Raw genomic sequence first — 18,583 nt, forward strand, 5'->3', positions numbered from 1 at the left:
TGATGCCCAAGCTGCTTCTCATCCTCATCGACGGTGTGCCCTATGCCAACTGGCGCAGGCTGTTCGGCAATCTGGAAGGCTGGGTCGCGCAAGGTGATGCGCGGGTGTGGAAGATGCGCTCGGTCCTGCCGTCGACCTCGGCCACCTGTTATGCCTCGATCCACACCGGCCTGCCGCCGCAAATCACCCGCGTCTGGGGGAACGAGGCGGTTCGGCGGCTCGACCATCCCGACATCTTTTCCGAATCGCATCGCGCGGGGCTGAAAACAGGGGCTGTGGCGCACAGCTTCTGGTCCGAATTTTTCAACCGGGCGCCCTTCGATGCCGTGCGTGATGTGGAATATGATGAACCCGATGGCCCGATCAGCCATGGCCGTTTCCACACGATGTATGGCTACAACCTGATCAACCAGACCACGCCCGCCGACCACGATCTGTTCGCCACGCTGACCCGGCTGTGTGAACGCCATGGCATCGACTACGGCATGCTGCACACCTGCACGCTTGACAGCATGGGCCACCGTTTTGGCCATGCCTGCCACGAGATGGACCACGCCTGTTATGCGCTGGATGCGCAGCTTGCGCCCTTCCTGCAACGCTGGCTGGATGCGGGGTATGAGGTCATTGTGACCGCCGATCACGGGCAGGACATGCGGGGCCATCACGGTGGCGCGGCGGATGAACAGCGCGACTTCGCGCTTTATTATTTCGGCGCGGCCGAAGGGCCTGCACCGGATGTGCTGCTGGATCAGCTTTCGCTGGCGCCGACGATCCTGAGCCGACTGGGGGTTCCGGTGCCAGACAGCATGACCGGGCCGGTCTTCCTGCGTTAAGCCAGCGCTTTGAGACGTCCCAGAATCCGGTCGAAAGCCGCGCGGGCACGCGGCACACTATGGCGTGCGCGCAGCCAGCCATGCACCAGCCCTTCATCCAGCAGGGCCTCGGCTTGACCACCTGCGGCGCGCACCTTCGCGGCGTAGGTGAACGGGTCATCGGCCAACGGATCGCATTCGGCGGCGAAGGCAGCCACCGGCGGCAGGCCGCTGAAGTCGGTATCACGCAGGGCCGAGGCGGTGGGGTCGGCTTCCGGCGCGGGGCCGCCGTGTCGGATCTTTTCGTAATATTCCGTATCCGCCAGCGTCAGCATCGGAGCCTCCGCATGGGTCTGGTAGCTGCCGGTCGTCCGGTCGCCGCCAAGGCCCGGATAGATCAGCAGCATCCCATTCAGAGCCAGTTCCCCGCGCAGAGCGTGTGCGACGGAGGCCGCCAGTGCGCCCCCGGCCGAATCACCCGCCAGGATCAGCGCCCCGCCATAATCCGCGGCCGTCGCCCGCGTGGCGGCGATGCAATCGTCAAAGGCCGCCGGATGTACATGTTCCGGGCTCAGCCGGTAATCGGCGCTGACCACGCGGAAGCCGGTCACCGCCGCCATTTCCGCGCAAACGTCATCATGGCTGTCGAGACCGCCAACGACGAACCCGCCACCGTGGAAATACATCATGGTCTGTTGCGCGCCTTTCGGCGTGTAGATCCGGCAGGGCACACCGCCCATGGAGTGGTCTTCGACCCCCAGCCCCTCGGGGCGGGGCTGGCGAAAGGCGGCGCACATCCGGTCATAGACCTCGCGCTGGCCTGCGATGGTCAGGCCAACCGCATCCGGCGGATACCAGCGCTCGGTTTCCCGGATGAAGGCCCAGGTGGGGCCGTCGATAAGCTTCTGGTAATCGCTCTGTGACATGATGATTCCCTGCCCCTTGTTCAGGGGCATCAAAGCAGAGCGACTGCGGCCCTGCCAGAGGTGCCCCGCAGCGGGGAGGACAGAACATCCTTTCCCCTCAAATCCGCCATATTCCACCTGTAGCAACAGGAGGACCGCAGCTCAGCCCGTGAGGACCGCCATGCAGATGTTCCGACCGATGGAAGAAGATGCCGCCCTTGTTGGGTGGGGGGTCCGTGTGTTGTTGCTGGCAGATCCGATGTCAAACCGCACCGAAGAGATCATGCGCCGCGTGGCGGGGTTCGGCGGTCTGGTGGAGGAACAGCACGAACTGTTTGCCGCAATGTCGGCGCTGCTGGACGATCCTGCCGGATACGGCATGCTGATGATGGATTGCGATGTCTTCGGCGGGCTGGAGGCGGGGCGGCGGGCCTTGTCGCTGCTGCGGGGCAGCGGTCTGCGTATTCCGGCGATCCTGCTGTCTTCCGAGGTCAAGGGCGGGCAGACCTTCCCCGAAGACCGGATGGAGCCGATCCTGCTGCGCGCGCCGGTTTCGGCGGTATCGCTTCGGGTTGGTTTTGAACATGCGCTGCGCGAAAGGCTGGTGTGGCGCGCGGCCTGAGCCCTGTGCAGACCCGACATACCAAGCGCGCCTTCGGGCGCGCTTTTGCTTTGTGGCCCATGTCACAGCTTATGCGATAACGCTGCGACGCGGCGGACATAAAATTACAACATGTACTTTATTGTTGTTGCAAAGTTGCGTGACGAATGTATTTCTGTGCCCAGACCCGCGCCGATTCTGCGGCGCGGCATCATTCTGGCAGGAGGCCCCGATGGCACTGGATACGCAATCCGCGATCGCCGCTTATGACGCGCCGAAAAAAGATCTGTATGAGATTGGTGAAATGCCGCCGCTCGGCCATGTGCCGAAAAATATGTATGCCTGGGCTATCCGCCGCGAGCGCCACGGCGAGCCCGAGCAGGCGATGCAGCTTGAGGTCGTGCCGACCTGGGAACTGGACAGCCACGAAGTGCTGGTTCTGGTGATGGCAGCCGGGGTGAACTACAACGGCGTCTGGGCCGGTCTCGGCGTGCCGATCTCGCCCTTCGACGGTCACAAGCAGCCCTATCACATCGCCGGTTCCGATGCCTCGGGTATCGTCTGGGCGGTGGGCGACCGTGTGACCCGCTGGAAAGTGGGTGATGAGGTGGTGATCCACTGCAACCAGGATGATGGCGACGACGAGGAGTGCAACGGCGGCGACCCGATGTTCTCGCCCACCCAGCGGATCTGGGGCTACGAGACGCATGACGGTTCCTTCGCGCAGTTCACCCGCGTGCAGGCGCAGCAGCTTATGCCGCGTCCGAAGCACCTGACCTGGGAAGAATCGGCCTGCTACACGCTGACCCTGGCCACCGCTTACCGGATGCTGTTCGGCCATCACCCGCACGAGCTGAAACCGGGCCAGAACGTGCTGGTCTGGGGCGCCTCGGGCGGTCTGGGGTCTTACGCGATCCAGCTGGCCAATGCGGCGGGCGCCAATGCGATCGGCGTCATCTCGGACGAGGACAAGCGCGATTTCGTCATGGGCCTTGGCGCCAAAGGCGTGATCAACCGCAAGGATTTCAAATGCTGGGGGCAGCTGCCCACGGTGAACAGCCCCGAATATAACGAATGGCTGAAAGAGGCCCGGAAGTTCGGCAAGGCGATCTGGGATATCACCGGCAAGGGTGTGAGCGTCGACATGGTGTTCGAACATCCGGGCGAAAGCACCTTCCCGGTGTCGACGCTGGTGGTGAAGAAGGGCGGCATGGTGGTGATCTGTGCCGGCACCTCGGGTTTCAACTGCACCTTCGACGTGCGCTACATGTGGATGCACCAGAAGCGCCTGCAAGGCAGCCACTTCGCCCATCTGAAACAGGCCGCCGCCGCCAACCGTCTGATGTGCGAACGCCGTCTGGACCCCTGCATGTCCGAGGTCTTCCCCTGGGCCGAGATCCCCAAGGCGCATACGCTGATGCTGCGCAACCAGCACAAGCCGGGCAACATGGCCGTGCTGGTGCAGGCGCCGCGCACCGGCCTGCGCACCTTCGAGGACACGCTGGAAGCGAGCCGTGACCGCTGAGCCCTCTGCCGATACACGACGCAAACGCCGCCCCACCGGGCGGCGTTTCGCTTTGGAAAATCGGCAGATGGTGACAATCTGTTGACCACTCCGGCGATAGTGTCACGTTGAGTTGCGGGACTGTGCGCGATTCATTGACGATTACGGGACGGGGGCTTCATGCGCGACGAGTGGATTTTTGATGTCCTGACAGATCTGCATAACTTCGCGCTGACCAATGGCCTGCCTGCCTTTGCGGCACAGATCCATACGGCGCTGCGCGTGGCCGAGGCCGAGATTTCAGCGATGACCGATGGCGGCGCGGATCTGCGGGGGCGGGGGCCAGCCTCTGGCGGGCGGCCGAACTGAGGCCCTCTCGCCATTGCGGCGCGGCTGGTCTATGGTCCGCCGCATGACGAACCCAGCCTTGCCGTTTTCCGAAGATCAGGCCGAAGCCTGGGACCGTGTGGCCGAACGCCTGCGTGGCATGGGCATTGATCTGGCGGAGGGTGTGCTGTCACCGCCGGTCGAGGGCAAGAACACCGTTCTGGCGGTGATCGGCAAGGCCGGTTCGGGCAAGACCATGCTGCTGGCCAGTCTTTACAAGGCCTTGCAGGCTGCCGGTGTCGATATCGTCTCGGGCGATTACGAGGGCAAGAAACGTAAGGACCGCCGCACGCTGGCGATTCTGGCGCCGACCAACAAGGCTGCTTCGGTGCTGCGCATGCGGGGCGTTCCGGCGACCACGATCCACCGCATCCTCTACACCCCGGTCTATGATCCGCAGTACGAACTGATCGCCGAATGGCTGGCCGGGAATGCAAAGCGCCCCGAGGTCGAGGGGCTGACCGAGCAGGCACTCGACCGGGCGAAGGCGTTCTACGATCAGGTCGCCTCGATCCCCGGTGCGCTGGCGGCGGCCGGGTTGCGCGGGTCCGATTTCATCAAGGGCTGGAAGCGACGGGAAGAGCCGCTGGACGTGGGCTTCATCGACGAAAGCTCGATGCTGGACGACCGGCAGTTCGATGACCTGCGCGAGATCTTTCCCTCGCTGGTGCTGTTCGGCGATCCGGCGCAGCTGGCCCCGGTGGGGCAAAGCGGCCAGATGGTGTTCGATACGCTGGGCGAGCACGCGAAGCTGATGCTCAGCCGCATTCACCGGCAGGCAGAGGGTAACCCGATCCTCGATCTGGCACATGCGTTGGCCGACCCCGATCTGCGGTTCGAGGAGTTCGAGCGTATGGTCGAAAAGGCCGCCCGCAGCGATGACCGTGTGGTCTGGGCGGAGCGTGTGGACAGCGAGATGATGGCGCGCAGCCCGGTGCTGGTCTGGCGCAACGCGACACGCATCCGGCTGATCAACGCTTTCCGCGCCGTGCATGGCGCACCAGAGGACGAACTGCTGCCGGGTGAACCCCTGATCTGCGACGGGATCGAACTGCCGCTGAAACACCGCAAAAAACGCATTGATCTGGAGGCACGTGGGCTGATCAAGGGGGCGCAGGTGATCTACCTTGGTCCCGGCACGCGGCAGGGCTTTGCCCGTCTGCATGTGATTGGCGCCGAGGAGCCGCAGCTTTCCGCCGCTTCGATCATCAAGATCGAAAAGCCGGACGAGGAAGAACCCTTCATCCCGCAGGCCGCCACCATGGGTGCGACCTTTCTCCATGGGGCGGCGGTGACCATCCACAAGGCGCAGGGCTCGCAATGGCCCGAGGTGCAGGTCTTTGCACCCGACCTTTGGGCGGCGGCCCAGGCGGGGCGCACCGAGGCGGGGATTCCGTTGTGGAAACGGCTGGCCTATGTCGCGATCACCCGCGCCGAGAAACGCCTGCACTGGGTGGTGCGCAACCGGCTTGGACGCCCGCAGGCTCCGCTCGGAATCGACGACCTGCGCGGCCAGACGGCCGCGCCGCTCAGCCTCCGCCCGGAGGGCTGAGCGCAAATTTCCTGAGGAAGAAATTTGCAAAAGTCTTGCAAGACTTTTGCCCGTGCCCCGCGCTAGTCTCGCGCAGAAAGGAGCCTCCCATGACCTGCGTTTTCGTCCAGTTCCGTTGCACTCCCGGCCAGACCTACAGCGTCGCCACCGCCATCTACGACCGCGAGGTGGTGAGCGAGCTTTATTCGACCTCGGGGGAATATGACCTGATCGCAAAGGTTTACATCCCCGAGGGCGAGGATGTGGGCCATTATCTGTCAGAACGGCTGTTCGACATTCCGGGCATCGTCCGCACGCTGACCACGATGACGTTCAAGGCGTTCTGAGGACGGGCTTTCCGCGGGCAGGGAGCCACCACGGGCGGCCCGCCCGTTCCGCGTTCAGGACGGCCGCCCCGGCTGGCCGGGCGGGGTCATCTCGGGCTGCACCGGCTCTTCGCTCATGTCCAGCGTTGCCCAGTCACGGTCAGTGCCGGTGGGCGGCAGATCGCCGGATTTCAGCTTCTCGGCCATATGGGCCTTGGCGATGAAATTCGCTGTAATCGGCGCGGTGAGAAACAGGAATAACGTGATCAGAAGCTCGTGCCAGCTCACTTCGTTACGCCAGACGATCGCATGCAGCATCGAGGCGATCAGCGCGCCGCCAACCCCCAGGGTAGAGGCTTTGGTCGGCGCATGAAGCCGGGTCATCAGGTCTGGCAGCTTGATCAGCCCATAGCTGCCGACCAGCGCGAAGACGCCCGAAATGACCAGAAGGGCCGCGACAAGGATTTCCGCAAACATCTGTCAGCCCCTCATTCGATGATGTCGCCGCGCAGGATGAACTTCGCATAGGCGACGGAAGAGACGAAGCCCGTCATCGCGAACAGCATCGCAGCTTCAAAGTAAGTGCCGGTACCGATGGCGATCCCGTAAATCACGATCAGCGCGATCATGTTCACGACCATTGTATCCAGTGCCAGCACGCGGTCGGGGATCGAGGGCGCGAAGATCACGCGCCACAGGCAGATCAGCACACCGATCCCATAGCAGGCGAAAGCGAAGGTGAGGGCGGCTGCGATCATTCGAAAATCCTCATCAACCGGGTCTCGTAACGAGATTTGATATCGTCGCGGATGGCATCGGCATCGGTGGCATCCAGACAATGCACCAGCAGCGACCGGCCATCCGCCGACATGTCGGCGGTGACGGTGCCGGGCGTCATCGTGATGGTCCCGGCCAGAACCGTAATCGCCTCGGGCGTGCGCAGGTCCAGCGGCACGGTCACCCACAGCGGATGGATCTGCGACTTCGGCTTGAACAGGACGATCAGCGCGACCGTGATGTTGGATTTTACGATGTCATACAGCACGATCAGCACGAATTCGGCGGCGGCGAGCCAGTTCTTCACCACCGGCCGGTCGGGCCAGAACGGCGCTGTCAGCCACGGGATGCAGATAGCCAGAATGGTGGCAAAGACCAGGCTGCCCCATTTGAAATCATTGACCAGCAGCAGCCATGTCAGGATCAGCAGCGCGGACAGGCCGGGATGTGGCAGGATCTTGCGCAGCATATCACTCCCCTCCCAGTTTATTGGCGGCGATATAGGCATCCGGCGTGTGCAGCATCAGCGCGGTCTCCTCCAGCCAGGCGGTCGCGGGACCGGCGGCAACGGTCCAGAGCGCCAGTGCTGCCAAGAGCCCGCCGGTTGCCACGAAAGCAAGCGGCTGCGCCGGATGGGCAGGCAGATCACCGGGGGTGGCCTGCGACTTCCAGAACAGGGTGGAGCCTGTGCGGCTCAGGCCGAGGATGACGAGGAAAGAACTGACAAGGATCGCGCCCCAGACCAGCGCCATATCCGGGCCACGGGTCGCATCAAGGATCAGCAGCTTGCCAAGGAAGCCCGAAAGCGGGGGCATCCCGGCGGTCGCAATCGCCGAAGCCATGAAGAACGAGGCGATGAGGCCGTTCTGGGGCAGGGGGGACAACGCCTCAGTCAGTGAGCCGGTGCCGCGGCGGCTGACCACCAGATCCGCGATGAGGAACAGCGCGCCGCCCGCCAGCGTCGAATGCACGGCATAGTAAAGTGCCGCGGCCGTTGCCTCGGGGGTGAACTGCGCCACGGCAGTGAACAGTGTCCCCATCGAGGTGATGGCGGCAAAAGCAGCGACCCGGCCCAGATTGCGCGCGCCCATCACGCCGAAAGCGCCGACGAACAGGGTGATCAGGGCGGCTGGCAGCAACAGGTCGGCGAACAGCAGGCCGGTTGCGGGCAGGTCTTCAGGGAAGAACAGGGTATAGCAGCGGATCACCGCATAGGCGCCCACCTTGGTCATCACCGCAAACAGCGCGGCGACCGGGCCGGGCGCCTCGGCATAGGTGGCGGGCAGCCAGAAGTGCAATGGCACCAGCGCGCCCTTGATGGCGAAGACCATCAGCAGCATCACCCCGGCAGCGCGCATCAGCGCGAAATCCCCTTCCGGCAGATCGGGCAGCTTCACCGCAAGGTCGGCCATGTTCAGCGTGCCGGTCACCGAATAGATCGTGGCAAGGGCAAACAGGAACAGGGTGGAACCGAGCAGGTTATAGGCCACATATTGCACCCCGGCCTTCAGACGGTCACGCCCGCCGCCATGGATCATCAGCCCGTAGCTGGCGATCAGCAGCACCTCGAAGAAGACAAACAGGTTGAAGGCGTCGCCGGTCAGAAAAGCGCCGCAGACGCCCATCAGCTGAAACTGCCAGAGGGCGTGAAAGTGGCGCCCCTTCCGATCCCATCCGGTGCCGATGGCATAAAGCTGGACCGCAAGCGCGAGGAACGCCGTCAGCGCCACCATCAGCGCGGACAGCCGGTCCAGCACCAGAACGATGCCGAAGGGCGCGGGCCAGTCGCCAAGGAAATAGACTTCGGGGCCGTTTACCGTGGCGTCATGCAGCAGCATGACTGACACGGCCAGCAGGGCAAGCGTTGCAGCGGTGGAAAACACCCGCGCCAGATCAAGCGTGGTGCGCAGCACCAGCAGGGTGAAGGCGCCCATGATGGCGGGCAGGACAACCGGAACGATGATCCAGTGGTTCATCACTTGTCATCCTCCGCGAGGTCGATGCGGTCGTCGCCGGATTCGAGGAAAGCCCCCAGCGCCATCATCACGATCACCGCGGTCATGCCGAAGGAGATCACGATAGCGGTCAGCACCAGCGCCTGCGGCAGCGGATCGGTGTAGCCCGCGGCAGTTTTCGACAGGATCGGCGGCAGGCCGGTCACGATGCGGCCCGAGGCAAAGATGAAGGCGTTGCAGGCATAGGACAGCAACGCCAGACCGACGATGACCGGAAAGCTGCGCAAGCGCAGGATCAGATAAATGCCCACGGCGGTCATCAGGCCCACGGCAGAGGCGACAAGGATTTCCATGTTACTTCGCCTCCTGTGCCGGTGCGGGAACTTCATCTTCGGGGTGCACGTCATAGGCTTCGACGTTGACCGTCTGTCCCGCGCGGATGGCGATGCGCGACAGCGAGGACAGCGCCAGCATCACCGCGCCCAGAACGGTCAGGAACACGCCAAGGTCAAACAGCGCGGCGGTGGCCAGTTCGAATTCCTCCAGCCCCGGCAGCTTGAAATAGCCAAAGGCCGAAGTCATGAAGGGCGCGCCCGCGAACCATGAGCCGATGCCGGTGGCGGCGGCGATCAGGACGCCCGCGCCGATCAGCCCGTGATAGTCGATCTTCTGCCGCGCGGCCGTCCAGCCAAAGCCGGAAGCCATGTACTGCATGACCAGCGCGATGGCGACCACAAGGCCCGCGACGAAGCCGCCGCCGGGAACGTTATGGCCGCGCAGGAAGATGTAGATGCCCACCATCAGCGCGATGGGCAGCATCATCCGGGTCGCGACCACCATCATCAGCGGGTGGCGGTCACCGGCGTCCGGCGTGTCGCTGACCCAGTTCAGCAGGCGGGTGTTGGCGGGGCCGGGACGCAGCAGCGCTTCGGTCAGCGCGTAGATCAGCGTCGCGGCGATGCCGAGTACCGTGATCTCGCCAAATGTATCGTAGCCCCGGAAGTCCACGAGGATCACGTTCACCACATTGGTGCCGCCGCCGCCGGTCTTGGAATTGGCAAGGTGGAAATCGGCAATGGTGGGGAAGGCGAAATCGCGCGTCATCAGCGCATAGATCAGCCCGCCAACTGCAAGGCCGCCTGCGCCTGCCAGCACTGCGTCGCGCAGCTTGCGGCCGGTCGGGCTTTCCGACGGTGTGTATTTCGGCAGGAAGTTCAGCGCCAGCAGCAGCAGGATCACCGTTGCCACCTCGACCGAGATCTGGGTCAGCGCCAGATCAGGCGCCGAAAGATAGGCGAAGCCCACGCTGACCACGAGGCCGATCACCCCCACCAGAACCAGCGTCAGAAGGCGCTGCCGGTGCAGGGTGGCCACGGCAATGGTTGCAGCCATCAGTGCCAGCCAGCCGATGGCGGCCACCGGCTCGATCACCGTCAGAGGCCGCGATCCGGGGGTATGGCTGCCGCTGAAGAAGGCATAGGCGCCGACCGCCACGATGGTGGCCGTGGCTGCGCCGAGATAGCCGCCCATCCGCCCGGTGTGCAGTGCGCGGGTCAGTGCACCGGCCAGACGGGCCAGCGGCTCGATGATGGCGTCGAAAATGCGCTTGGCCTCAGGGCGGGGGATGGCGAGCCAGATGCGGTCCATCGCGGCATGCAGGCCCAGGAGCATCAGACCTCCGCCGATGGCCGCCAGCGACATCCACAGCGCCGGGCTTTGCAGCCCGTGCCAGTGCTTGATATGGGCGTTGACGCCCTCGCCGGTGACGGCGCCTGCCGCCGCATCGACCAGCCAGCCCGCAAAGGTCATCGGCATCAGACCGATCAGCACCACCAGAACCGCCAGCAGGGCAGGGGCCGCCCACATGCCGAAGCCGGGATCATGCGGCTTGTGCGGATAATCGTCGCGCACCGGGCCAAGGAAGGTATGTGCGATCAGCCGGAAGGAATAGGCGACCGAGAACAGCGCCCCGATCACCGCCAGCGCCGGGATGACCCAGGGGGCGGTATGGGCGGCTTCCTCCAGCATCATCTCCTTGGACAGGAAGCCGTTGAAGGGCGGAATGCCCGCCATCGACAGGCCCGCCACCGTGGCGATGGTGAAAGTGACCGGCATCAGGTGCCGCAGCCCGCCCAGCCGCTTGATGTCGCGGGTATGGGTCTCGTGATCGACGATCCCGGCGGACATGAACAGCGCCGCCTTGAAAGTGGCGTGGTTGATGATGTGGAACACCGCGACCGTCGCCGCCGCCTTGGTGCCAAAGCCCAGCAGCATGGTGATCAGGCCAAGGTGCGAGACGGTCGAAAACGCCAGCAGCGCCTTGAGGTCATCCTTGAAGAAGGCGATCTTGGCCGCCATCACCATGGTGAACAGCCCGGCGGAGGTCACGATCCAGAACCACTCCGGCGTGCCCGCCAGCACCGGCCACATGCGCGCCATCAGGAAGATGCCCGCCTTCACCATGGTCGCCGAATGCAGATAGGCCGAAACCGGGGTGGGGGCGGCCATCGCATGTGGCAGCCAGAAATGGAACGGGAACTGCGCCGATTTGGTAAAGGCGCCCAGCAGGATCAGGATCAGCGCCGGCAGATACCAGTCGCTTGCCTGAATCTCGGCCTTGTGTTGCAGGATCACCGTCAGGTCATAGCTGCCGACGATATTGCCAAGGATCAGCATGCCCGCAATCATCGCAAGCCCGCCGCCGCCGGTCACCGTCAGCGCCATGCGCGCGCCCTGACGCCCCTCGGGCAGGTGCTTCCAGTAGCCGATCAGCAGGAAGGACGACAGCGAGGTCAGTTCCCAGAACACCAGGAGAAGCAGGATGTTGTCGGACAGGACAATCCCTACCATGGCGCCCTGAAACAGCATCAGATAGGTATAAAACTGCCCCATGGGATCGCGCGGTGACAGGTAGAAGCGCGCGTAAAGGATGATCAGCAACCCTATGCCAAGGATCAGCCCGGCGAACAGCAGGCCCAGCCCGTCAAGGAAGAAGGTCGCGTTCAGCCCCAGCGCGGGCAGCCAGTCGAACCGTGTCTGGATCGTCTCGCCTCGCAAGACGGCGGGGATGTGCAAGAGCAGTCCCACAAGGGCAAGAAGGGTAACAGATCCGGTGGTGGCGGCGCAGGCATTGCGCCCCGCACGGATCAGGAGACCGGGGAGGAGCGTGCCGAGAAATGGCAGCGCAGCGATCAAGGCAAGTGACATACCGGGGGCGTTCCGTCTTTGGCCGTTCTCGGGCGTCGTGTCTGGTCGGGCTGGCTTTGGCCCTATATGGGCCAAATACAGGGTGGAGCAAGCATTTCCGGGCCGGAAATCGCCCCTGCGACCACGATTTTTGCAGAAATGCACAACCGGCGGCCGCCGGGGCCGGGATCGCCTAGCCCTCGGTCAATACCGCACCCTGTTCGAGCAAATAGCGCTGTGCAAGGGGAATCGCGGCTGCACCCAAGGCGCGGGCCTCCGGGCCGATGGTGCCTTCGCGGATCTGCGGCGGGTCGATGCCTTGCAGATCCATGCGATGAAGTGACGCATGGGTGCGCCGGGTGATTTCGGCCCGGATTTCGGCGGGCATCCAGCCGTCGATCAGGACTGCCCCCAGTTCCAGCAGCGCCGAGGCGCTGATGATGGCCGCCGCCAGCCCCTCGGCAGCCTCGGTCATCCAGTCGTCCAGAATGGTGGGGCTGACATGCCAGGGCGCCGGGTTCTCCCACAGATGCGATGAGTCCTCGCCCGCGGCATCCATGGCGGCGGCGAGGCTCGACAGCGAGGCGATGGTCAGGAGCCGCCGCATGCGCCCGTCGCGGCCCGGCACCAGCATCGGCCCCACGCCTGCGGCATTGCCGCTGCGCCCGGTGAAAAGCTGGCCATTGATGACCAGCCCGCCGCCGATGAAATAGCCGAAGTAGAAATACAGAAAGTCGTTCGGCTTTTCGCCGGTTCCGAAAACCAGTTCGGCCCCGCAGGCGGCTGTGGCATCGTTCTGCACGGTGACCGAAAGGCCCGTCACCGCCGCCAGTTCGGCGGCGATGTCGGTGCTGCGCCAGGCATCCATCGCGGCTTGTGGGGCGCCGATGAACTGCACCCAGCTCCACAGCTGGAAGGGCATGGCGACGCCCATTCCGGCAACACGGTCACGCAGGGTTTCAGGCAGGGTGGCGCAGAGTGCGGGCACCGCCTCGGCCGCGAAGGCCAGCACCTGATCGGGGGTCGGATAGCGATAGACCCGTCGCCGGGTGGCGCGCACCTTGCCGGTGAAATCCACAAGGCTCAGATCGGCCGACCGCCGCCCGAGTTTCAGCCCCAGGAAAAAGGCACCGTCGGCCGCAAGTGACATCGGCACCGAAGGCTGACCGATCTTGCCGCGCACCGGCTCGCCGCGTGCGAGCAGGCCGTCCTGCTCCAGCGCCCGCATGATTACCGACACGGTTTGTGCCGACAGGCCGGTAATGCGGGCGATATCGGTTTTTGCAAGGGCGCCGTGCTGGCGCAGCAGGCTGAGGACAAGACGTTCGTTGTGGGCGCGCATGCCTGACTGGTTGGAGCCGCGTGCGCCCGCCGTGCCCATGATCGCGCCGCCCGGCGCCTCGGGGCTTTGCCGATCCATCGCTGTGGTCACTTGCGGCACGTCGGCCTCCTCCCGATCCCTTGTGCCTTGCAGGAAGGTCAGCGGCGCGGGCTGACGGGTCTGTCCTGCGGGCCGATGACACCCTTACGCAATATGACATTGCCGTATAGCTCCGGCTCGCCGGTGGCAATGATCGCATGTGCGGCGCGGATGCGCGGATAAAGCGCCGCTCCTTCCAGCGGCGCTACGGCATGATCCGGGGCAAGATCGGCGCAGGTGGCGTCGATCCGGTGATGGATGTCGCCTGCCTGTGCCGGATCGTTGTTCAGCGCGGCGCGCAGGATCGGGGCGGGCACATCGCGGTCCAGCGGCAGCACCGCGAGGATGGCCGACAGGACCGCGATCATCCCGTGCCCGTCTGCCCGGATCAGCCGCTGCGCATGGCTCAGAGCGGGGTAGTTCGCATCGACCAGCGCGATCTCGTCGCCATGCCCCATGGCGCGCAGGGTAAAGAGCATTTCGGGCCCAAGCAGGGCAGGCAGGCCGATCAGCATGGAATTTCACCTCTTTGGGCGCGCACTGCCCGAGTCATGGGCAGCTTGTGTCTGTCCCCGCCAGAGTGGGGGCAGAGCGACGCAGCTGTCAATATTAAATCAGACTGATTTATTTATCTTGACCCAAGACCGGGAATCAGGCTTTCTGTGTCCAACGCAGCGAGTGAGAGGCGCTGTGTTCGCTTCGGCCATCGGGTGAAAACCCGTTCCCTTGGGAGGAATAGACATGAAATTCAAGACCAAAGCCCTTGCGGGCGCTGCTGCGCTTGCCCTGATGTCGGCGGCTCCGGCCATGGCCGAAGGTGTATCGGCCTGCCTGATCACTAAGACCGACACAAACCCCTTCTTCGTGAAAATGAAGGAAGGCGCCGAAGCGAAGGCCGCCGAACTGGGCGTGACGCTGAAATCCTATGCGGGCAAGATCGACGGCGACCATGAAAGCCAGGTCGCGGCTATCGAGGCCTGTGTGGCCGATGGTGCCAAGGGCATCCTGCTGACCGCCTCGGACACCAAGGCTATCGTCGATGCCGTGAAAGCCGCGCGCGACGCCGGTGTTCTGGTCATCGCGCTGGACACGCCGCTTGACCCGATTGATGCCGCTGATGCCACCTTCGCGACTGACAACTTCCGCGCCGGCCTGCTGATCGGCGAATGGGCCAAGGCCACGCTGGGCGACAAGGCCGCCGAAGCCAAGATCGCGCTGCTGGACCTGTCCATTGCACAACCCTCGGTCGACGTGCTGCGCGATCAGGGCTTCCTGCAAGGTTTTGGCGTCGATCTCGCCGATCCGAACAAATGGGGTGACGAGACCGACGCCCGTATCATCGGTAACGAAGTCACCTCGGGCAACGAGGAGGGCGGCCTGAAAGCCATGGAAGCCCTGCTGACCAAAGACCCCGACATCAATGTCGTCTACACGATCAACGAACCCTCTGCTGCCGGGGCCTATGAGGCGCTCAAGGCCGTGGGACGTGAAAAGGATGTGCTGATCGTTTCGGTGGACGGCGGCTGTCCGGGCGTTGCCAACGTCAAAGACGGCGTGATCGGGGCCACCTCGCAGCAATATCCGCTGCTGATGGCTTCGCTGGGGATCGAGGCGATTGCCAAATATGCTGCCGACGGCACCAAGCCCGCGCCGACTGAAGGCAAGGACTTCTTCGATACCGGCGTGGCGCTTGTGACCGACAAGCCGGTCGCAGGGGTCGAGTCGATTGACACCACCAAGGGCACGGAACTGTGCTGGGGCTGAAGGCCCGGCATTGATCCAGAACCCGAAAACCCTGAAACTGACCTCCAGGGGCGGCCAAGCGCCGCCCTTGTCGCAAGCGCGCCCGCGCGAACCGGGCGAGGCAAAGGGGGAATGACATGACATCCGACGCCAAGGCTGCGACGACGTTTGAAGAGGGGCTGAAAGGCGCCTCGGAAAAGGTCGCCGAATTCCAAGACGACAAGACCGCCCTGAAACGCATCCAGCACTGGCTGCACCAGACGCCCTCGGCCGTGCCGATGATCGTTCTGGTGGTGGCGCTGGTGATCTTCGGGGTGCTGTCGGCCAATTTCTTCAAACCGACCACGCTTTCCACCATCCTGCAACAGATTGCCATTGTGGGCATTCTGGGCTGCGCGCAATCCATCGTCGTTCTGACGGCGGGGATCGACCTTTCGGTCGGCGCCATCGCAGTGTTTTCCTCTGTGCTTATGGGCCAGATGACCTTCCGCTACGGGATACCGGCGCCGCTGGCCATCCTGATCGGGCTGGCACTCGGCACAGCTATGGGCTTCATCAACGGCTGGCTGGTCGCGAAGGTGAAGCTGCCACCCTTCATCGTCACGCTGGGCACCTGGCAGATCCTTCTGGCCTCGAATTTCATTTTCTCGGCGAACGAGACGATCCGGTCCTCGGACATTGCCGCGCAGGCTCCGGCGCTGCAATTCTGGGGGAATGCGATCCAGCCGGGCGGGGTGAAGGTGCTTTACGCCGTGTTCCTGATGATCGCGCTGGTGGCGATCATGGCCTATGTGCTGCGCCATACCGCCTGGGGCCGCCATGTCTATGCCGTGGGCGACGACCCCGATGCGGCGGAACTGGCTGGCGTGCAGACCAAGCGCATCCTGATCCAGGTCTATGCTCTGGCCGGGCTGTTCTGCGCCATCGCTGGCTGGGTGATGATCGGCCGCTTCGGCTCTGTCTCTCCCACTGCATCGACCGGGCAACTGGGCAACATCCAGTCCATCACCGCCGTGGTGATCGGGGGGATCAGCCTTTTCGGCGGGCGCGGCTCCATCGTCGGCATGTTCTTCGGCGCGCTGATCGTGGGCGTCTTTGAAATGGGCCTGCGCCTTGTCGGCACCGACCCGCAATGGACCTTCTTCCTGATCGGCGTGCTTATCATCTTCGCCGTGGCCGTGGACCAGTGGATCAGAAAGGTATCGGCATGACGCAAGAACCTCTTCTCAAGGCGCGTGGTCTGGTCAAGCGCTATGGCAAGGTGACCGCGCTCGACAACTGCGACTTCGATCTGATGCCGGGCGAGATTCTGGCGGTGATCGGCGACAATGGTGCGGGGAAATCCTCGCTCATCAAGGCGCTGTCGGGGGCGGTGCAGCCTGACGAGGGCGAGATCACGCTTGATGGCAAGCCTGTCCGGTTTGAAAGCCCGCTGGAGGCGCGCGCGCATGGCATCGAATGCGTCTATCAGACGCTGGCCATGTCGCCCGCGCTGTCCATCGCCGACAACATGTTCATGGGCCGCGAGTTGCGCAAACCCGGCCTGATGGGCAACCTGTTCCGCCAGCTTGACCGCCCTGCGATGGAAAAATTCGCCCGCGCCAAGCTGAACGAGCTGGGGCTGATGACCATTCAGAACATCAACCAGCCGGTGGAAACGCTTTCGGGCGGCCAACGGCAGGGGGTCGCGGTGGCACGGGCGGCGGCTTTCGGCTCGAAGGTCGTGATCCTTGACGAGCCCACCGCCGCGCTGGGCGTCAAGGAAAGCCGCCGCGTGCTGGAACTGATCCGTGATGTGCGTTCGCGCGGCATCCCGATCATCCTCATCAGCCACAATATGCCGCATGTGTTCGAGGTGGCGGATCGCATCCACATTCACCGGCTGGGCCGCAGGCTCTGTGTCATCAGGCCCGGCGATTACAGCATGTCGGATGCGGTGGCCTTCATGACCGGGGCCAAGCTGCCTGACGGCGTGAGCGAGGAAGCATGACGACCCCGGCCGTACTGGCCGACGAGATCCGCCGCAGGGCGGCAGGGCGGGGGCGGTTCATCACCGCCCTCGCCGGTCCGCCGGGGGCGGGCAAATCCACCCTGGCCGCGGCGCTGGTCGCGGCGCTGGGCGAAGGTGCCCGCATGGTGCCGATGGATGGCTTTCATCTGGACAACCGGGTGCTGGAGGCGCGGGGCCTTCAGACGCGCAAGGGCTGCCCGGAAAGCTTTGATGCCTTGGGCTTCGTGCATCTGGTGCAGCGGTTGCGGGCAGAACCTGAGGTGGTCATTCCCACATTCGATCGCAGGCTGGATCTCGCGCGGGCGGGCGGCGATGTGGTGCGGCCTGACGACCGGCTGCTGATCGTCGAGGGCAATTATCTGTTGCTGGATGAAGCCCCCTGGTCTGATGCACGGCCGCTTTACGATCTGACCCTCGCGCTGGAGGTGCCGGAGGCAGAGCTGGAGCGGCGTCTGGTCCGGCGCTGGCTCGACCATGGTTTTGCGCCTGAACAGGCGCGGGAGAAGGCGCTGTCGAATGATATTCCGAATGCCCGGCGCGTGCTGCGGCATAGTGCGCAGGCGGAAATCGTGATCCGGCCCTGACGCCGGGGTGGCTTGCCACTGCCCGGCCTCGCGCCCCATAAGGGGGCAAACGGAGGGACAGGATGGCGCCGGAACTGCGGATCATGTGGGAAGACTGGGCAGACCGAAACCTGGCCCTGCCTGCCTATGAAACCCCCGGCGCGGCGGGGGCCGATATCCGCGCCAACCTGCCGCCGGATCAAAGAGACACAGGCATCACCCTGCAACCGATGCAGCGGCTCATCGTGCCGACTGGTATCCGCGTCGAAATCCCGGACGGTTTCGAGATGCAGGTGCGCCCGCGCTCTGGCCTTGCGCTGAAGCACGGCATCACCCTGCCTAATACGCCCGGCACCATCGACAGCGACTATCGCGGCCCGCTGGGGGTGGCGCTGGTCAATCTGGGGGCGGAACCCTACACCGTGCAGCATGGCGACCGCATCGCGCAGATGATCGTGGCGCCGGTGGTGCAGGTGCGCATGGTGGTGGTCGAGGCGCTGGGCGAGACCGCGCGCGGCGCGGGCGGTTTCGGATCGACCGGGCGGCGCTGATGCTCGCGGTCTTCGCAGCTTTCGCGGCCGTCTGGATCATCGGCGGGATCATGGGCGCTTCCACCCGTGCGCGGGGCGGCATGATCGTTGTAATCTGGGCGCTGGTGGTGCTGTCGCTGCTGATCCTTCCCGACGGGGGCTTGCGGGCGGGTCTTGGCGATCTGCGGCTCTGGCTGGTGCTGGGCGGTGTTGCCGCTCTGACGCTGGCCTATCGTCGGGGTTTGGGTGCACTGCGGGAAAGGGCGAAACCGATGGAAGAGGCGAAACCGCAAGGCACGTTCCGCGAGGCAGAGCTGAATCGCTATGCCCGC

The 18,583-nt window shown here is 64.4% G+C and carries 20 protein-coding genes and 1 pseudogene; 12 read left to right on the forward strand and 9 right to left on the reverse strand.

What is annotated here, in order from left to right; all coding sequences use genetic code 11:
• The first annotated feature begins 2 nt into the window (after positions 1 to 2).
• A complete protein-coding gene (locus AO684_RS10205) occupies positions 3 to 833 on the forward strand; it encodes an alkaline phosphatase family protein (RefSeq protein ID WP_054302653.1) in 831 nt (276 codons plus the stop codon).
• Here the strand turns inward: AO684_RS10205 and AO684_RS10210 are convergent.
• Positions 830 to 1,738, reverse strand: coding sequence for an alpha/beta hydrolase (locus AO684_RS10210; RefSeq protein ID WP_054302686.1), 909 nt, complete (start codon positions 1,736 to 1,738; stop codon positions 830 to 832). The genes AO684_RS10205 and AO684_RS10210 overlap by 4 nt on opposite strands.
• Before the next feature lie 160 nt (positions 1,739 to 1,898).
• Between AO684_RS10210 and AO684_RS10215 the strand changes: the two genes are divergently transcribed.
• From AO684_RS10215 to AO684_RS10235, 5 genes are all read left to right on the forward strand, one after another.
• Positions 1,899 to 2,339 carry a hypothetical protein gene (locus tag AO684_RS10215; RefSeq protein WP_054302654.1) on the forward strand — a complete coding sequence of 147 codons (441 nt, stop codon included), beginning with the start codon at positions 1,899 to 1,901 and terminating at the stop codon, positions 2,337 to 2,339.
• A 211-nt stretch (positions 2,340 to 2,550) separates the two neighbouring features.
• Positions 2,551 to 3,843, forward strand: a complete 1,293-nt coding sequence (gene ccrA / locus AO684_RS10220) for a crotonyl-CoA carboxylase/reductase (RefSeq protein ID WP_054302655.1) — start codon at positions 2,551 to 2,553, stop codon at positions 3,841 to 3,843.
• A 159-nt stretch (positions 3,844 to 4,002) separates the two neighbouring features.
• Complete coding sequence (locus tag AO684_RS10225; RefSeq protein WP_054302656.1) at positions 4,003 to 4,191, forward strand: hypothetical protein; 189 nt, start codon at positions 4,003 to 4,005, stop codon at positions 4,189 to 4,191.
• 43 nt (positions 4,192 to 4,234) lie between these two features.
• Positions 4,235 to 5,761, forward strand: a complete 1,527-nt coding sequence (locus AO684_RS10230; RefSeq protein WP_054302687.1) for an ATP-dependent RecD-like DNA helicase — start codon at positions 4,235 to 4,237, stop codon at positions 5,759 to 5,761.
• An 89-nt stretch (positions 5,762 to 5,850) separates the two neighbouring features.
• Complete coding sequence (locus AO684_RS10235) at positions 5,851 to 6,087, forward strand: Lrp/AsnC family transcriptional regulator (RefSeq protein WP_054302657.1); 237 nt, start codon at positions 5,851 to 5,853, stop codon at positions 6,085 to 6,087.
• A gap of 54 nt (positions 6,088 to 6,141) precedes the next feature.
• On the opposite strand, the gene AO684_RS10240 is transcribed toward AO684_RS10235, so the two are convergent.
• The 8 genes from AO684_RS10240 to AO684_RS10275 form a co-directional block, all read right to left on the reverse strand.
• A complete protein-coding gene (locus AO684_RS10240) occupies positions 6,142 to 6,543 on the reverse strand; it encodes a Na+/H+ antiporter subunit G (protein WP_054302658.1) in 402 nt (133 codons plus the stop codon).
• Positions 6,544 to 6,554: 11 nt separating this feature from the next.
• On the reverse strand, positions 6,555 to 6,824 hold the full coding sequence (locus AO684_RS10245; protein ID WP_054302659.1) for a K+/H+ antiporter subunit F: 270 nt from the start codon (positions 6,822 to 6,824) through the stop codon (positions 6,555 to 6,557).
• Complete coding sequence (locus AO684_RS10250; protein ID WP_054302660.1) at positions 6,821 to 7,312, reverse strand: Na+/H+ antiporter subunit E; 492 nt, start codon at positions 7,310 to 7,312, stop codon at positions 6,821 to 6,823. Before AO684_RS10250 ends, AO684_RS10245 begins: the two co-directional genes overlap by 4 nt.
• A gap of 1 nt (position 7,313) precedes the next feature.
• Entirely contained in the window at positions 7,314 to 8,819 is a 1,506-nt protein-coding gene (locus AO684_RS10255) for a monovalent cation/H+ antiporter subunit D (protein WP_054302661.1), read from the reverse strand.
• The gene (locus AO684_RS10260) at positions 8,819 to 9,151 is read right to left on the reverse strand and encodes a Na+/H+ antiporter subunit C (protein ID WP_054302662.1); all 333 of its coding nucleotides are present in this window, start codon (positions 9,149 to 9,151) and stop codon (positions 8,819 to 8,821) included. The genes AO684_RS10255 and AO684_RS10260 overlap by 1 nt, the downstream gene beginning before the upstream one ends.
• 1 nt (position 9,152) lies before the next feature.
• Entirely contained in the window at positions 9,153 to 12,005 is a 2,853-nt protein-coding gene (locus AO684_RS10265) for a monovalent cation/H+ antiporter subunit A (RefSeq protein WP_054302663.1), read from the reverse strand.
• A 172-nt stretch (positions 12,006 to 12,177) separates the two neighbouring features.
• Complete coding sequence (locus tag AO684_RS10270; RefSeq protein WP_054302664.1) at positions 12,178 to 13,404, reverse strand: ROK family transcriptional regulator; 1,227 nt, start codon at positions 13,402 to 13,404, stop codon at positions 12,178 to 12,180.
• Positions 13,405 to 13,463: 59 nt separating this feature from the next.
• The gene (locus AO684_RS10275; RefSeq protein WP_054302665.1) at positions 13,464 to 13,919 is read right to left on the reverse strand and encodes an RbsD/FucU family protein; all 456 of its coding nucleotides are present in this window, start codon (positions 13,917 to 13,919) and stop codon (positions 13,464 to 13,466) included.
• A 274-nt stretch (positions 13,920 to 14,193) separates the two neighbouring features.
• Between AO684_RS10275 and AO684_RS10280 the strand changes: the two genes are divergently transcribed.
• The 6 genes and pseudogenes from AO684_RS10280 to AO684_RS22240 form a co-directional block, all read left to right on the forward strand.
• On the forward strand, positions 14,194 to 15,168 hold the full coding sequence (locus AO684_RS10280; protein ID WP_235451263.1) for a sugar ABC transporter substrate-binding protein: 975 nt from the start codon (positions 14,194 to 14,196) through the stop codon (positions 15,166 to 15,168).
• Between the two features lie 116 nt (positions 15,169 to 15,284).
• Positions 15,285 to 16,358, forward strand: coding sequence for an ABC transporter permease (locus tag AO684_RS10285; protein WP_054302667.1), 1,074 nt, complete (start codon positions 15,285 to 15,287; stop codon positions 16,356 to 16,358).
• Complete coding sequence (locus AO684_RS10290) at positions 16,355 to 17,137, forward strand: ATP-binding cassette domain-containing protein (protein ID WP_054302668.1); 783 nt, start codon at positions 16,355 to 16,357, stop codon at positions 17,135 to 17,137. The genes AO684_RS10285 and AO684_RS10290 overlap by 4 nt, the downstream gene beginning before the upstream one ends.
• Positions 17,134 to 17,742 (forward strand): nucleoside/nucleotide kinase family protein, encoded by a 609-nt coding sequence (locus tag AO684_RS10295; RefSeq protein ID WP_054302669.1) that lies wholly within the window; start codon positions 17,134 to 17,136, stop codon positions 17,740 to 17,742. The genes AO684_RS10290 and AO684_RS10295 overlap by 4 nt, the downstream gene beginning before the upstream one ends.
• Positions 17,743 to 17,804: 62 nt before the next feature.
• Complete coding sequence (gene dut, locus AO684_RS10300) at positions 17,805 to 18,272, forward strand: dUTP diphosphatase (RefSeq protein ID WP_054302670.1); 468 nt, start codon at positions 17,805 to 17,807, stop codon at positions 18,270 to 18,272.
• Positions 18,272 to 18,583 (forward strand): annotated as a pseudogene (locus AO684_RS22240) (molybdopterin biosynthesis protein); the annotation flags it as partial. The gene dut and the pseudogene AO684_RS22240, both read left to right, overlap by 1 nt.

This window comes from Gemmobacter sp. LW-1, assembly GCF_001303875.1.
GTDB lineage: Bacteria > Pseudomonadota > Alphaproteobacteria > Rhodobacterales > Rhodobacteraceae > Gemmobacter > Gemmobacter caeni.

What these genes read in the sequence shown, in the direction of transcription:
- AO684_RS10260 (WP_054302662.1), bottom strand. Translation starts at nt 9,151, where the DNA reads ATGGAAATCCTTGTCGCCTCTGCCGTGGGCCTGATGACCGCCGTGGGC.
- AO684_RS10245 (WP_054302659.1), bottom strand. Translation starts at nt 6,824, where the DNA reads ATGATCGCAGCCGCCCTCACCTTCGCTTTCGCCTGCTATGGGATCGGT.
- AO684_RS10230 (WP_054302687.1), top strand. Translation starts at nt 4,235, where the DNA reads ATGACGAACCCAGCCTTGCCGTTTTCCGAAGATCAGGCCGAAGCCTGG.
- AO684_RS10235 (WP_054302657.1), top strand. Translation starts at nt 5,851, where the DNA reads ATGACCTGCGTTTTCGTCCAGTTCCGTTGCACTCCCGGCCAGACCTAC.
- dut (WP_054302670.1), top strand. Translation starts at nt 17,805, where the DNA reads ATGGCGCCGGAACTGCGGATCATGTGGGAAGACTGGGCAGACCGAAAC.
- AO684_RS10215 (WP_054302654.1), top strand. Translation starts at nt 1,899, where the DNA reads ATGCAGATGTTCCGACCGATGGAAGAAGATGCCGCCCTTGTTGGGTGG.
- AO684_RS10285 (WP_054302667.1), top strand. Translation starts at nt 15,285, where the DNA reads ATGACATCCGACGCCAAGGCTGCGACGACGTTTGAAGAGGGGCTGAAA.
- AO684_RS10250 (WP_054302660.1), bottom strand. Translation starts at nt 7,312, where the DNA reads ATGCTGCGCAAGATCCTGCCACATCCCGGCCTGTCCGCGCTGCTGATC.
- AO684_RS10295 (WP_054302669.1), top strand. Translation starts at nt 17,134, where the DNA reads ATGACGACCCCGGCCGTACTGGCCGACGAGATCCGCCGCAGGGCGGCA.
- AO684_RS10265 (WP_054302663.1), bottom strand. Translation starts at nt 12,005, where the DNA reads ATGTCACTTGCCTTGATCGCTGCGCTGCCATTTCTCGGCACGCTCCTC.
- AO684_RS10280 (WP_235451263.1), top strand. Translation starts at nt 14,194, where the DNA reads ATGTCGGCGGCTCCGGCCATGGCCGAAGGTGTATCGGCCTGCCTGATC.
- AO684_RS10290 (WP_054302668.1), top strand. Translation starts at nt 16,355, where the DNA reads ATGACGCAAGAACCTCTTCTCAAGGCGCGTGGTCTGGTCAAGCGCTAT.
- AO684_RS10205 (WP_054302653.1), top strand. Translation starts at nt 3, where the DNA reads ATGCCCAAGCTGCTTCTCATCCTCATCGACGGTGTGCCCTATGCCAAC.
- AO684_RS10240 (WP_054302658.1), bottom strand. Translation starts at nt 6,543, where the DNA reads ATGTTTGCGGAAATCCTTGTCGCGGCCCTTCTGGTCATTTCGGGCGTC.
- AO684_RS10255 (WP_054302661.1), bottom strand. Translation starts at nt 8,819, where the DNA reads ATGAACCACTGGATCATCGTTCCGGTTGTCCTGCCCGCCATCATGGGC.
- AO684_RS10210 (WP_054302686.1), bottom strand. Translation starts at nt 1,738, where the DNA reads ATGTCACAGAGCGATTACCAGAAGCTTATCGACGGCCCCACCTGGGCC.
- ccrA (WP_054302655.1), top strand. Translation starts at nt 2,551, where the DNA reads ATGGCACTGGATACGCAATCCGCGATCGCCGCTTATGACGCGCCGAAA.
- AO684_RS10270 (WP_054302664.1), bottom strand. Translation starts at nt 13,404, where the DNA reads ATGGATCGGCAAAGCCCCGAGGCGCCGGGCGGCGCGATCATGGGCACG.
- AO684_RS10225 (WP_054302656.1), top strand. Translation starts at nt 4,003, where the DNA reads ATGCGCGACGAGTGGATTTTTGATGTCCTGACAGATCTGCATAACTTC.
- AO684_RS10275 (WP_054302665.1), bottom strand. Translation starts at nt 13,919, where the DNA reads ATGCTGATCGGCCTGCCTGCCCTGCTTGGGCCCGAAATGCTCTTTACC.